Below are 13593 nucleotides of genomic sequence, written 5' to 3' on the forward strand. Positions count from 1 at the left end.
AAGGAAGTGGCGCGCAATTTTGCGTAGCAAAATTGCTGGCACCGCGATGTGGGTTGAGCGCATTTTTGCGTAGCAAAATTGCTGGCACGGCGGTGTGGTCTGCAAGCAAATTTGCGTGGTCTGATTCCAGAATTCTTTGTCTTTTCCGGTCATGTCGTTAGAGGAATGGAGCTAAAACTTTTTTCGTTTAATTGCGTCGCGTATAAGATTGTTTAGTAAACCAAGACTGAGAAAGGCGCAAAGTGTCCGAGATTAACGTCACTATTGACGGGAAAGCAACCCAGATTGAATCCACCATCACCGGTGAGGACTTGTACCGGGACCGCAAAGAAGTCATTGCTTACTTCATCAACGGTCAGGCCCGCGACCTGTATCGCGAACTTCACGACGGGGACACAGTCGAAGCCATCACTATTGACTCCGAGATGGGCTTGAACATTCTGCGCCACTCCTGCACTCACGTGATGGCCCAGGCCGTCAAGCAGGTTCGCCCGAACGTAAAGTACGGTATCGGACCCTTCATCGAAAACGGCTTTTACTACGATTTCGGCGTTGACGAGCCTTTTACCCCGGAGGACTTGAAGGCCATTGAAAAATACATGGCGCGAATCTGCAAAGAAGACCAAAAGTTTGTGCGCCGGGTCGTCACCGAAGAGGAAGGCCGCCAGGAACTCGCCAATCAGCCTTACAAGCTGGAATTGATTGGCTTGAAAGGGACGGATGCGGACAATGACCAGGCTGCAGCAGGGGCTTCCGTGGAAGTCGGCGGTAGCGAACTGACGATTTACGACAACGTGCGCAAGAACGGTGAGGTCGCCTGGAAGGACTTGTGCCGTGGCCCGCACGTACCTTCGACCCGTCTGTTGAACGGCGTGTTTAAGTTGATGAAAGTGTCGGCCGCGTACTGGCGCGCCGACCAAGCCAACGACTCCCTGCAACGCATCTATGGCACCGCTTGGGCGACCAAAGACGACCTGAAAGATTACGTGACCCGCATGGAGGAGGCCGCCAAACGCGACCACCGCCGGTTGGGCAATGAGCTCGACCTGTTCAGTTTCCCAGAGGAAATCGGTTCCGGCTTGGCCGTGTTCCACCCCAAGGGGGCGATGGTGCGCATGGAGATGGAAAACTATTCTCGGCGTCGCCACCTGGAGGAGGGGTACTCTTTCGTCTACACTCCGCACGTCACCAAGGGGCAGCTGTTTGAAACGTCAGGGCACTTGGAATGGTACAAAGACGGCATGTTCCCGCCCATGCGCGTGGACGAGGAATGCGACGACCACGGCAACGTTACGAAGGAAGGCTTCGACTATTACTTGAAGCCCATGAACTGCCCCATGCATAACCTCATCTATAAATCCCGCTCGCGTTCCTACCGGGAGCTACCGCTGCGATTGTTCGAATTCGGGACCGTTTACCGTTACGAGAAATCCGGTGTGGTTCACGGCTTGACCCGCGGACGCGGCTTTACCCAGGACGACAGCCACATCTATTGCACGCGTGAACAGATGAAAGACGAGTTGACGAAACTGTTGAACTTCGTGCTGGATTTGCTCAAAGACTACGGTTTGGATGACTTTTATCTCGAACTTTCTACGAAGGATCCGCACAAGTTCGTGGGTACGGACGAGATTTGGGAGGAAGCGACCAATACACTGGCCGAAGTTGCCACAGCCTCGGGCTTAGAGTTGGTGCCGGATCCTGAGGGGGCGGCGTTCTACGGTCCCAAGATTTCCGTGCAAGCCCGCGATGCGATTGGGCGGACTTGGCAGATGTCGACTATTCAGCTGGACTTCAACCTGCCTGAACGTTTCGATTTGGAATACACTGCGGCGGATGGCACTCGGCAGCGTCCCGTCATGATTCACCGTGCCCTATTCGGTTCTATCGAACGTTTCTTTGGGGTGCTGACCGAGCACTACGCCGGAGCGTTCCCGGCTTGGCTGGCGCCGGTGCAGGTGCGTTTGGTGCCGGTAGCAGAGGCATTCAATGATTACTGCGAGCACATTGCGGACCGGTTGCGGGCGGAAAGTGTGCGGGTCGAGGTCGACACGACCGATGACCGTTTCGGCAAGAAGATTCGCAATGCCGCCAAGGACAAGATTCCTTTCACCCTCATTGCTGGTGGCGAGGACGCGCAGGCGAACGCGGTGTCCTTTAGGTACCGCGGCGGGGAGCAAAAGAACGGTGTCCCGATTGACCAAGCGATAGCGGAAATCCTGGAGGCCATCCGCAGCCGCAGGAACGATTAATATGACTGATTTACCCGCGGAATCAAGCGAAAACTTCGGTGCGCAAACTGACGGACTGGAGCGCCTGTGGACGCCTCACCGAATGGTGTACATCGACGATGGGCCGCATCGTGATGTACAAGCGTGTCCGTTTTGCGAGGGCCCGAAAGGGGACGACGAACAGAACCTGATTGTGTATCGGGGCAAGACCTGCTTCGTGGTGATGAACCTGTTTCCCTACAATCCCGGCCATGTTTTGGTTTTGCCTTACCGGCACGTTCCTGACTACACCGATTTGGGCTTTGCTGAGCGTATCGAATTCGGCGAGCTGACCGCGCATACTATGGAGGTTATTCGCCAGGTCAAAGCGCCGCAAGGCTTTAACCTGGGGATGAACCAAGGCACGGTCGCGGGTGCCGGAATCGCCGGACACCTGCATCAACACATCGTGCCGCGCTGGGCGGGGGACGCGAATTTCTTTCCCATCGTGGCGCGCACGAAAGCCGTCCCGGAACTGTTGGGCCAGACCCGCCAGGTCCTGGCCCAGGCGTTCGGTGACTGGCAGCCGCACGAAATCTGAAACCTCTCGGTACCGGACTTGAGAAACTGCAGCTCAATCACGATGAAAACTACCAAGACTAACGCGATGCGACTGCTGGACAGCGCCGGGGTAGCTTACGAAACCTCGAGTTATCCCACGGACGGGGACATCGGCGCACTGCATACCGCCGAAGTCTTGGGGATATCCGCCGAACTCATCTACAAGACCCTGGTGTTGGAGGACGGGCAGGGCGGACACTATGTCGCGGTCGTTCCCGCCGATGCCGAACTGGATTTGAAAAAGACCGCCGCGCATTTCGGCGTGAAACATGTCCAGCTCATCAACTGGCGGACGCTGCGGGAGGTGACGGGGTATATCCGCGGGGGATGCTCCCCGTTAGGGATGAAAAAATTGTTCCCCACAGTTATCGAAGAAACCGCCGTATTGCACGATAAGTTCTATGTCTCGGCAGGATTGCGCGGCCAGCAAATTGTGGTTAATCCTCAGGACTTGGCACAAGTGGTGTCGGCCAGTTTCGCCGATATCGTGCAGTAATCGCTAAAATGGGGACGACTGAGAAATCGTAACCAGAATTTGAACAAGGAAAGAAGGCAAAATGTCTGATCAACTGGCGCAAGGAACCGGGACTGATTTGGTGAAGCGGGGCATGGCTCAAATGCTCAAGGGCGGTGTCATTATGGACGTCGTTAACGCTGAGCAGGCCAAGATTGCCCAAGATGCCGGTGCCGTGGCGGTGATGGCTTTGGAGCGTGTTCCAGCGGATATTCGGGCTGAAGGCGGCGTCGCGCGGATGAGCGACCCTGATCTTATTGACGGAATCATTAACGCGGTGTCTATTCCCGTGATGGCAAAAGCCCGGATTGGCCATTTTGCGGAAGCTCAGGTGTTGCAGAGCCTGGGGGTGGACTACATCGATGAGTCCGAAGTTTTAACCCCGGCTGACTACAAGCATCACATCAACAAGTGGGATTTCACCGTGCCTTTCGTGTGCGGAGCCACTAACCTCGGTGAGGCTTTGCGCCGTATCAGCGAGGGCGCAGCCATGATTCGTTCCAAGGGCGAAGCCGGTACCGGGGACGTGTCCAACGCGGTAACCCATATGCGCACCATGACTTCGCAAATCAACCGCCTGACCACCATGCGTCCCGATGAACTGTTTGACGCTGCTAAAGAATTACAGGCTCCCTATCCGCTGGTCAAAGAGGTCGCGGAAACCGGGAAGCTGCCGGTCGTGCTGTTTACCGCGGGCGGTATTGCCACTCCGGCTGACGCAGCGTTGATGATGCAGTTGGGTTCCGAAGGCGTGTTCGTGGGTTCTGGCATCTTTAAGTCGGGCGATCCGGCGAAGCGTGCGGCGGCGATTGTCAAGGCCACAGCCCGCTACAACGAACCGGAAGTCGTTGCTGAGGTGTCCCGTTCCTTGGGTGAAGCTATGGTCGGTATCAATGTTCACGACATTCCCGATGACGCGCGCCTGGCTCAGCGCGGCTGGTAATCCGCGGTATTGCTGAGTTTTGCCAATAAGCCAGAGAAAAGGATGACTTTGGAGCAAAATCAATGGCACGTGGGTGTCCTCGCTTTGCAAGGTTCGGTGGTTGAACACGCGCGGGCTCTGCGCGCGCTGGGAGCCGTACCGGTGGAGGTGAAAGTTCCTTCCCACCTGCAGGATTTGGACGGTCTGATTATTCCGGGCGGGGAATCGACCACCATGTACAAGCTAGCGCGCGCTTTCGACCTGTTTGACCCGTTGAAAGACTTTGTCCACAGCGGAAAAGCCATTTATGGCAGCTGCGCGGGCATGATTATGCTGGCTGACCACATCGTTGACGGGATAGACGGCCAAGAAACCCTGGGCGGATTGGACGTGGTCGTGCGGCGCAACGCGTTTGGCCGGCAAGTCGATTCGGCGCAAAGTTTTGTGGACCCCGGTTCTTTTGGCGGTGACCAGCCCCTTCCAGCTGTGTTCATTCGCGCCCCCTGGGTGGAATCAGTCGGAGCGGGGGTGGAAGTGCTCTCGACTTGGCAACAGACCCCGCAGTCGGCTCCGCGCGTGGTGGCGGTGCGCCAAGGCCCCTTGCTGGCGACCTCATTCCACCCCGAAGTTACCGACGACCTGCGCGTACACCGCTACTTCCTGAACCTTGTGAAGGCGCAAACCAACTGAGACGACACCGAAGGGGCGAGGGAACAGGTCATGGACGAGGTTTTACACTCCGGCGGGCACGGCGAAACAGCGCCGAGCACTAGGCCTGACAACGACACCGAAACCTCTATTGACGACTATTTTCTGCGGGAATGGCCCCAGGACGAGGCCGGCTATTACCATCGTCAGGCGGCCCGAGTCGTGGCTTTCAACAGTCGCGATGAGCTGCTGTTGCTGCGTGGACACGATTTTTCAGACTTTGAGCACTGGTGGTGGTTTACCGTTGGGGGCGGTCTGGAAGCGGGGGAGGACCCTAGAGACGGGGCCGTGCGGGAGTTTTTTGAAGAAACCGGCTACCGCCTGAATCCAGATGAGCTGGTTGGTCCAGTGCTGCGCCGGCACGCCACCTTCGACTTTCACGCGCTGACCTGCCGTCAGGACGAACTTTTCTATTTCACCAGGCTTCCCGGGTCGCCCGTGTTTGTGCGTGATGGTTTTACTGAGGTCGAACGGGAAGTTTTAGATGAACTGAAATGGTGGAACCTCGATGCTTTACAGCATGAAATAGCTGACGGAGCGGTGGTTTACCCGTTGGATTTAGTCTCTCTGGCCCGCGGCTGGTTGCGTGGCTGGGACGGAAGCTGCCCCGAAATCAGCGAAGGCACCGTGGGGAAACGCCACTGAGCCGGTTAAACGTTTGGTGCCCGGTCAAAGACCAGGCACCAAAAGCATTTCTCCGACCGAAACTATTGCTCGGTAGGCGATTCGTCAGACGTGGCAGCCGGAGTGTTATCCACCTTGAACCCTGACACGGATTCAGCCAAGTCAGTCGAGATACTCAACACGGTTTGCATCGTTTCCGAGATTTTCTCCAGTTCCTCAGAGTTGCTCGTGGCGGCTCCGGCAATCATCTCAATATCAGAGGCAATTCCAGCCGAGCCCTCGGCGGCGCTCTGTACGGAGTGAGAAATTTCGTTCACGGTCGCGGTCTGTTCTTCCACAGCCGCCGCGATTACCGTTTGAGATTCATTGATTTGGCTAATGACTTCCGTAATCTGTTGCAGGGCTTGCTCCGCGTTCGCGGTATCTTCCTGGATGGACAGCACACGGGCAGAAATATCTGAAGTCGCGGTGCCGGTCTGAGAAGCAAGGTCTTTCACTTCCCCAGCAACGACCGCGAATCCCTTACCGGCGTCCCCGGCACGGGCGGCTTCGATAGTGGCGTTGAGAGCCAGCAGGTTGGTTTGTTCAGCAATCTGGGTAATCGAAGCAATAACTTCACCGATACGCTGGGAGGAATCGGATAGCTTGGACATGATTTCTGTCGTGTGAGACGCGACTTCCATTGCGTGATTGGCGACTTCCGCGGCATTGGTGGCATTGGAAGAAATCTCGCGGATAGAAGCCCCCATTTCTTCCGAAGCGGCGGCGACGGTAGAGATGGCGGCAGAAACCTCATTGGCGTTGGCGGCGGTCTTGCCGGCCTCCTCGGCGGCTTGGCGTGCCTCGGAGTTCATCTTGTTTGTGGTGTCGTCAATCTGAGAAGTGTGTTTCTCAAGGCTTTGGGCGCTGGTCGCGATAACGGAAATCAACTCAGCAATGCTGGAATTCTTGGAGTTAATGGTTTGCGCCAACTGCTGGGTTTCCTGTACACCCAGGGAACGCAGCCGTACCGTCAAATCCTTGGCATCGTGAGCTTCCAAAATCCTGCGGAATTCCTGCACCGGGCGGGCAGTAGTCCGATTGAACATGAGCAGCAGCATGACTACGGCAACCACCAGGGCAATCGCCACGATAGAAAGAATCCACAAAGCCACATCAGCACCGGTAGCCGAGGCTTGGGCGCTGCTATCCAAGCGCTGGTTCATGTGATCCACGCCTTTCTGGATTGGGGTCATGATTTTTTCGACTTCATCGTTGTACTGATCCCCAAAAATCAGCTCCCGTGCCAAGTCTTGTTTTGCATCGGGGTCCAGGGCGGCATCTTCCGGGCTGACCTGCCATTCGGCGACCGCAGGAGGCATCTCGCTGGGGTCCATTCCTTGTGAATCCATAATTAGCCGCTGGGCGCGAGTCTCCAAATCCACCAAGTTATCTGAGTTAGCCATACCCTGCTTAACCAAATCGGTTTCCGAAGCGGGAGCACCCAGCTTTTCCAACTGTTCGACTGCATCAGCCTTGTTGTTAGCCGCGACTTCTTTCCAGTACATGTCCAACCACTTGGGGTCCAAAGTCACAACGTATTCCTGAACATAGTTCGTCAGGTTGGCTGAGGCGGTAGAAACCCGTGCCGCTTGTGCCGTTTGATCAGCCTTTTCTTGGATGTCCCCGCGCATGGTTCCGAACTGTACTTGGCTGAATACAGTCGCGAAAATCGCGAGAACGGCGAATACTGAAATGAGAGCGTAAGAAATTTTAACGAGGGAGCTGAGCTTCATCGAGGCCTCCTGAGCAAAATGGGGATGGACCGGAAAATTCGCAGTCCAGGCCTATTTTACCCATAAAACTCCAGGATATGTGGGATTTTGATGGACGGCGGGTTGGTGCAAATTTAACGGAACTGATTTTATGGGCAACGTGGGCTTGGCCGGGAAACATGTTACAGGTGCGTGGTGCTGTCCCGAGGATGGCTTTCAGGCTAAAATTTGGATTCATGCTCGCGTCCTCGCTTTCCGTGTTTGATGTTATCCAAGTCGGTGTCGGCCCCTCCGCTTCGCACACCGTCGGTCCGATGCGAGCCGGGGCGGATTTCGTGGCACTATTGCTTGATTCCGGGCGGCCCTTCCAGCGCCTGGAAGTTGAACTTCAGGGTTCTTTGGGGGCTACCGGTCGCGGACACCTCAGCGACGGCGCTGTGCTGTGTGGACTTTCCGGTTTCGTTCCAGCCACGGTACAGCCCGGTGGGGTCGCACGTTTGTTAGATGCGGTGACTCCCGAAGGGTCACTAGTCTTGCCGGGCGGGTTGACGGTGCTTTTTTGCTTTGAACGGGACCTGCTTTACCGGCCGCAAACGATTGCCCCGTTCCATGCCAATTCTTTGGTCATTCGGGCCTATGACGACGACCAGGTAACCTTTTCGAAACGCTACTATTCGATAGGCGGAGGTTTCGTCACTCGTGATGAGGCGGATTTTGGGGAGCCCGGAGAGCTGACCTCACTGGATGAAAGTGCCGCCGCAACTGCCGTGCCTTACCCGTACAACTCTATGGACGACCTTTTGCAACTGGCGCAAAGCGAAGGCAAATCGCTCGGCGACCTGGTGCGTGCCAACGAGTTGAGCCGCATGACCCGTGCGGAGTTGGGACACGGGCTGGACAATTTACGCAAGATGATGAACAAATGCATCGATAACGGCTGTGCGAACACGGAAACCATCCTGCCGGGCGGGTTGTCCGTGCCACGCCGAGCCCACCGGCTGTTCACCCACTTGCGGGCTCGTGACGGCAAACCTGGAACTCCTGCCATTTGGCGTAGTTTCGCTCAAGACCCCATGCGAGCGATGGATTGGGTGAACTTGTGGGCGCTGTCGGTGAACGAGGAAAACGCGGCTGGCGGAATGGTGGTGCGAGCCCCCACGAACGGCTCGGCGGGTATCGTAGCCGCGGTGGGACGCTACCTGCAGTGGTTTTGTCCTGAAGTGGAAACGAAATGCGGTCCGGCCCAGCGGGACTACCTGACGGTGGCCGGGGCCGTGGGCGGAATCATTAAAACGAATGCCTCCGTGGCTGGGGCTGAAGTTGGTTGCCAAGGCGAAGTCGGTTCCGCGGCGGCGATGGCTGCAGGAGGCTTAGCGGCGGCTTTGGGGGGCAGTCCCCATCAGATTGAGAACGCAGCTGAAATCGCCATGGAGCATCATCTGGGCTTGACCTGCGATCCTATCGGGGGACTGGTGCAGGTGCCCTGCATCGAACGCAATGCGATTGCCGCGGTCAAAGCCATTAATGCCGCCCGCATGAGCTTGTGGGGAGACGGAACGCATCGGGTCAGCTTTGACGAAGTCATTGAAACGATGTACGAAACCGGCTTGGATATGAGTTCAAAATACAAAGAAACCGCCACCGGGGGACTGGCGGTCAACGTTGTGGAATGCTGAGAAAGGTTCGCTGGGGAACTGAAATTTAGGTATGGCGCGACTGCGGTTCGGGAATTAAGTCGGATTTGCGGTAACCTCAGTTAGACGATTCGAGGAATGTTTTATTAAAATGTCTTCGTTATAGGCAAGAAGTTTAAGGAGATACACCAATGTCGGGTCACTCAAAATGGGCCACCACGAAACATAAGAAGGCTGCCATTGACGCCAAGCGCGGCAAGCTGTTTGCGCGCCTGATTAAGAACATCGAAGTGGCGGCGCGTACCGGCGGCGGCGATCCTGCCGGCAATCCGACCCTCTTTGACGCCATTCAGAAAGCTAAGAAATCTTCTGTTCCTGCGGATAACATCGATCGCGCGGTGAAGCGCGGTTCCGGTGCTGAATCTGGCGGTGCCGACTGGCAGTCCATCACTTATGAAGGCTACGGCCCCAGTGGTGTGGGCTTCATTGTGGAGTGCCTTACCGACAACAAGAATCGTGCCGTGTCCGAAGTTCGTACCATCTTTAGCCGTAACGGTGGCAACATGGCTGATTCCGGCTCAGTGTCCTACCAGTTCGCCCGCCGCGGGGTCATCGAGGTCGCCAAAGTTGACGGCTTGGACGAGGACAAGATTCTTGATGCAGTGCTGGCTGCCGGCGCTGATGACGTTGAGGATGCCGGTGAACTTTTTATTATCGAAACTGAACCGACGGATTTGGTGGCAGTGCGGACCGCTCTGCAAGACGCGGGAATCGACTACGATTCGGCTGAATCCCAGTTCGTTCCCTCGGTCAAGGTTGACCTGGACTTGGAATCCTACCGTAAGGTCATGCGCCTGTTTGATGCTCTTGATGACAGCGACGACGTTCAGAACGTATATATGAACGGCGATGCTTCCGATGACGTCATTGAGCAATACGAGGCTGAAGAGTAAACGTCTACATGAGAGTTTTGGGCATCGACCCCGGTATCACCAGGTGTGGTATCGGGGTCGTTGACTTTGACACGAGCCGGCAGTGTACCTTGGTGTATGTCGATGTGGTGCGCAGCGACCCGAACACTGCCACCCAGTTTCGGCTGTTGAAAATTTCGCAGGGCATAGCGGAGGCAATCGCCCGCTTTCAGCCAGACATTGTGGCTTTGGAGCGTCCTTTTGCGAAAGAAAATCGTCAATCCGTGGCTACCACTATGCAGGCTATGGGAATCGCGATGGTCGAGGCAGCGCGTCAAGGTCTGCCCGTGGCGGTGCACACTCCCTCGGAAGTGAAAGCGGCTGTGAGTGGCAACGGGAGCGCCTCGAAAGCGCAGGTGCAAGCCATGGTGGCGCGAATCCTGCGACTGGATAAACCCCCGAAACCCGCCGATGCGGCAGATGCGTTGGCTATCGCCATCACCCAAGCCTGGCGTGGCACGGGGATTCTCGGTGCCAGTTCAGATGGGGACTTTAGCGTCAGCCTCAGTGGGAAAGTGAAAACTCCGGCCGGAACCCACTTGACCGCCGCCCAACGCTTGTGGGCGGAAGCGGAAGCGAAAACTCGACGTTCCGGCGCGGTGGATCCGCGGCGGCGCCAGAAACCGCTATAGTACAAGTGTTCGAATTGCCAACCGCGAGGACAATCAGTGATTTCGATAATTAAAGGGGAAGTCGTCTCCAAGACGCTGGACCGTGCCACGGTGCTGGTGGGGGGACTGGGGCTGGAATTTTTTGCTACCCCCAATACTCTGGCCGCCTTGGTTCCAGATACAGTCGCCACGGTGCAAACCTACCTGGTAGTACGCGAAGATTCCCTCACTCTCTATGGATTTGCCACAGCCTCAGAACGCGATACTTTCGCGACTCTGATGCAGGTTAAGGGTATAGGTCCCAAGCTCGGTTTGGCCGCTCTGTCGGTTTTGAGTCCCGAGGCTTTGGCTGCGGCGGTGGCTAATAGTGACGTGACCACGTTGCAAAGCATTCCTGGAGTCGGCAAGAAATCTGCCGAACGAATGATTCTGGAAATCGGGGACAAACTCGGTGGTGTTCCCGGCGCGGTGGCGCCCGCGGGGACGGCATCTGGGTTTAACGCCAGCACCGTTGTGGAAGCGCTGAGCAATCTGGGTTACAACCAAGCCCTCGCCACCGAAGCCGTCAACGCGGTGCAGGCCAGTGATGCCCCCACCGCGCTGCGGGAAGCCTTAAAGTACCTGGGGAGCAAACGTGGCTGAAGATACAGATTTTTCCTACGAGCAGCGTTTGGTCGATTCCTCCGCCCCCGATGCGGAACGCGCTGCCGAAGCAGCTTTGCGACCAAAGACGCTCAGCGATTTCATCGGTCAGGAAACGGTCAAAACTCAGCTGGAACTGGTCCTCTCAGCGGCCAAAGAACGCGGCGAAGCCGCTGACCATGTTTTGTTAGCGGGTTCTCCCGGACTGGGCAAGACGACTCTGGCAATGATTATCGCCGCGGAAATGTCCTCCTCGCTGCGTCTGACTTCCGGGCCAGCAATCGGTCACGCTGGGGATTTAGCAGCCATACTGTCCTCCCTGCAGGAGGGCGATGTGTTGTTTATTGACGAAATTCACCGGTTGGCGCGTCCCGCCGAAGAAATGCTTTACCTGGCGATGGAAGATTTCCGGGTCGATGTTGTGGTGGGCAAGGGACCAGGAGCGACTTCGATTCCCTTGACGCTACCGCCCTTTACGCTGGTCGGTGCCACGACCCGGGCGGGGTTGTTACCTGCCCCGCTGCGCGACCGTTTCGGCTTTACCGCCCATCTGGAGCCTTACCAGCCACCGGATTTGGCTCTCATCGTGAAGCGTTCCGCCAGTTTGCTGGGTGCTGAAATCACCGAAGACGCAGCAGAGGAAATCGCCCGGCGGTCACGCGGTACGCCGCGGGTGGCAAATCGCTTGTTGCGCCGGGTCATTGACTTCGCCCTGGTTCACGACCATCCCCGATGCGACCTGGAATCGGCTCGCCGCGCCCTGGAACTTTTTGAGGTCGATCAACTCGGCTTGGATCGCTTGGACCGCAGTGTTTTACGGGCGGTAATAGAGAGGTTTGCCGGCGGGCCAGTCGGGCTGCACACCCTCGCGGTGTCGGTCGGGGAGGAACCGGAGACGATTGAAGAAGTCGTGGAACCGTTCTTGGTTCGCGAAGGTCTCCTGGTGCGCACCAACCGGGGACGTGCCATTACTCCGAAGGGTTGCGAACACCTCGGGGTCACCCCGCCGGCGGGAAATGCCCTGTTTTAGAGGGTATATTTTCCGTTTTTAACCCGCAGGCTTTAGACTTGGACGGTCGCCTATTTTAAGGAAGGTTTATCTGTGCTGCCATTTCAAACTGCTGCAACCAACGCCCAAAATCCCATTATTACCTGGGTGATACTCGGCCTCGCGTTTGTGTTGATGATTGTTTTTATGCGCCGCTCCGGCCAGAAACGTGTGTCTCAGATGGAAGAACAGCGCAAGAGCATGGAACAAATGATGACTCCGGGAACCTGGGTGCGTACCACTTCGGGGTTCTTTGGAAAAGTCGTTGAAGTCAGTGGGGAAGTCATTACCTTGGCTAATCTGACCGGTGAGGAAACCTTGTGGGATCTCAAGGCTATCGCCAAAGTTGAGGATCCGAATTTTGGAACGGTCGCCGACTCTGATTCCGATTCCGCAGTGGAAGCGGAGGCAGACCCGGTGGCTGAGTCCACCCCGGAAATGCCTGACACCGAGCCGGAAGAACCCGGTTTCGGCTCCAATATGGGGGAAGATTCCCCGTCAGGAGATGACACCGAAAAAGGTGAGGGTCACACCTATTGACCCGAAGAAACGTTATAACAGACAGTGAAAGTTAGATAAAAGAAGGAAAATCTGTGGCTGCCAAGAAGACAAAGAACAAGGCGTTGCGCACACTCATATTTTTCGCCGTGATTGTGGTGGCTCTGGCTGGGACCTTGGTCGGTTCGACCATATTCTCAGATGGCTCGTACGCCCCGAAACTGGCAATCGACCTCGAAGGTGGAACCCAGCTGATTCTCACCCCGAAGAATACTGAAGCCAAAGCGAAGGCCATCTCAGACGCTGATATTGAACAAGCCATTGAGGTTATTCGCCAACGTATCGACGCCTCCGGTGTGGCCGAGGCTGAGATTGCGCGAAATGGCCAGGAAAATATCTCGGTTGGTATTCCAGGCAACCCCAGTGAAGAAACTTTAGCTCTGATTCAGCAGTCCGCGGTCATGCGTTTCCGTACCGTGCTGCTCAGCGCACCCGGCAACGCTACCAACAATGAAGATCCCCAAGCGCTCTTGGGACAGCTGACCGGTACCGCGGCTCCTGCCGGACAAAACCAGCCAGCAGCTGGCGAAACTGGTGGCCAAGAGACTCAGACTACGGTTGGTGAAGGCAAGAACACCGTGACGATTCCGCCGTCTGCACCGGCCGAAAAAGGTCAGACGCAGTCCCTGGTGTTTAACTCAACGAACCCCAGTGCCACACCCACGCCGAGCGAGCCGAAACAGACTGAACCCGCTATCGCCCCGGCCACTAAACAGCCGTCCTCTGCGGCGATTCCGTTCGACAAACTCATGAAAGAGGCGGAAAAATATCCCGAT

At 56.5% G+C, this 13593-nt stretch carries 13 protein-coding genes and 1 pseudogene; 13 read left to right on the plus strand and 1 reads right to left on the minus strand.

From position 1 onward, the window contains the following. Positions 1 to 242 precede the first annotated feature (242 nt). The 6 genes from thrS (at position 243) to AC5LBQ_RS08395 (ending at position 5620) form a co-directional block, all read left to right on the plus strand. On the plus strand, positions 243 to 2252 hold the full coding sequence (gene thrS / locus AC5LBQ_RS08370; RefSeq protein ID WP_493265189.1) for a threonine--tRNA ligase: 2010 nt from the start codon (positions 243 to 245) through the stop codon (positions 2250 to 2252). Position 2253: 1 nt separating this feature from the next. Further along, complete coding sequence (locus AC5LBQ_RS08375) at positions 2254 to 2811, plus strand: HIT family protein (protein ID WP_493265190.1); 558 nt, start codon at positions 2254 to 2256, stop codon at positions 2809 to 2811. Between the two features lie 42 nt (positions 2812 to 2853). Further along, positions 2854 to 3327 (plus strand): Cys-tRNA(Pro) deacylase, encoded by a 474-nt coding sequence (gene ybaK / locus AC5LBQ_RS08380; RefSeq protein ID WP_295027807.1) that lies wholly within the window; start codon positions 2854 to 2856, stop codon positions 3325 to 3327. 61 nt (positions 3328 to 3388) lie between these two features. Beyond that, on the plus strand, positions 3389 to 4288 hold the full coding sequence (gene pdxS, locus AC5LBQ_RS08385) for a pyridoxal 5'-phosphate synthase lyase subunit PdxS (protein WP_282921644.1): 900 nt from the start codon (positions 3389 to 3391) through the stop codon (positions 4286 to 4288). A 42-nt stretch (positions 4289 to 4330) separates the two neighbouring features. Beyond that, entirely contained in the window at positions 4331 to 4957 is a 627-nt protein-coding gene (pdxT, locus tag AC5LBQ_RS08390; RefSeq protein WP_493265191.1) for a pyridoxal 5'-phosphate synthase glutaminase subunit PdxT, read from the plus strand. A gap of 30 nt (positions 4958 to 4987) precedes the next feature. Beyond that, positions 4988 to 5620: an NUDIX hydrolase gene (locus tag AC5LBQ_RS08395; RefSeq protein WP_493265192.1), complete on the plus strand. Its 633-nt coding sequence runs from the start codon at positions 4988 to 4990 to the stop codon at positions 5618 to 5620. Between the two features lie 62 nt (positions 5621 to 5682). Here the strand turns inward: AC5LBQ_RS08395 and AC5LBQ_RS08400 are convergent, their stop codons facing one another. Next, positions 5683 to 7374 (minus strand): methyl-accepting chemotaxis protein, encoded by a 1692-nt coding sequence (locus AC5LBQ_RS08400; RefSeq protein WP_493265193.1) that lies wholly within the window; start codon positions 7372 to 7374, stop codon positions 5683 to 5685. A 215-nt stretch (positions 7375 to 7589) separates the two neighbouring features. On the opposite strand from AC5LBQ_RS08400, the gene AC5LBQ_RS08405 reads away from it, so the two are divergent. The 7 genes and pseudogenes from AC5LBQ_RS08405 to AC5LBQ_RS08435 form a co-directional block, all read left to right on the plus strand. Next, on the plus strand, positions 7590 to 9029 hold the full coding sequence (locus AC5LBQ_RS08405; RefSeq protein WP_493265194.1) for an L-serine ammonia-lyase: 1440 nt from the start codon (positions 7590 to 7592) through the stop codon (positions 9027 to 9029). A gap of 149 nt (positions 9030 to 9178) precedes the next feature. Further along, on the plus strand, positions 9179 to 9940 hold the full coding sequence (locus tag AC5LBQ_RS08410) for a YebC/PmpR family DNA-binding transcriptional regulator (RefSeq protein WP_297345839.1): 762 nt from the start codon (positions 9179 to 9181) through the stop codon (positions 9938 to 9940). An 8-nt stretch (positions 9941 to 9948) separates the two neighbouring features. Then, positions 9949 to 10590 carry a crossover junction endodeoxyribonuclease RuvC gene (gene ruvC / locus AC5LBQ_RS08415; RefSeq protein ID WP_297345840.1) on the plus strand — a complete coding sequence of 214 codons (642 nt, stop codon included), beginning with the start codon at positions 9949 to 9951 and terminating at the stop codon, positions 10588 to 10590. 36 nt (positions 10591 to 10626) lie between these two features. Next, complete coding sequence (gene ruvA / locus AC5LBQ_RS08420; protein WP_295027800.1) at positions 10627 to 11211, plus strand: Holliday junction branch migration protein RuvA; 585 nt, start codon at positions 10627 to 10629, stop codon at positions 11209 to 11211. Further along, positions 11204 to 12241 (plus strand): Holliday junction branch migration DNA helicase RuvB, encoded by a 1038-nt coding sequence (gene ruvB / locus AC5LBQ_RS08425; protein ID WP_493265195.1) that lies wholly within the window; start codon positions 11204 to 11206, stop codon positions 12239 to 12241. Before ruvA ends, ruvB begins: the two co-directional genes overlap by 8 nt. Before the next feature lie 72 nt (positions 12242 to 12313). After that, complete coding sequence (locus AC5LBQ_RS08430; protein ID WP_491680487.1) at positions 12314 to 12799, plus strand: preprotein translocase subunit YajC; 486 nt, start codon at positions 12314 to 12316, stop codon at positions 12797 to 12799. A 53-nt stretch (positions 12800 to 12852) separates the two neighbouring features. Next, positions 12853 to 13593 (plus strand): annotated as a pseudogene (locus AC5LBQ_RS08435) (protein translocase subunit SecD); the annotation flags it as partial.

The sequence above is a fragment of the Mobiluncus sp. genome (assembly GCF_985070215.1).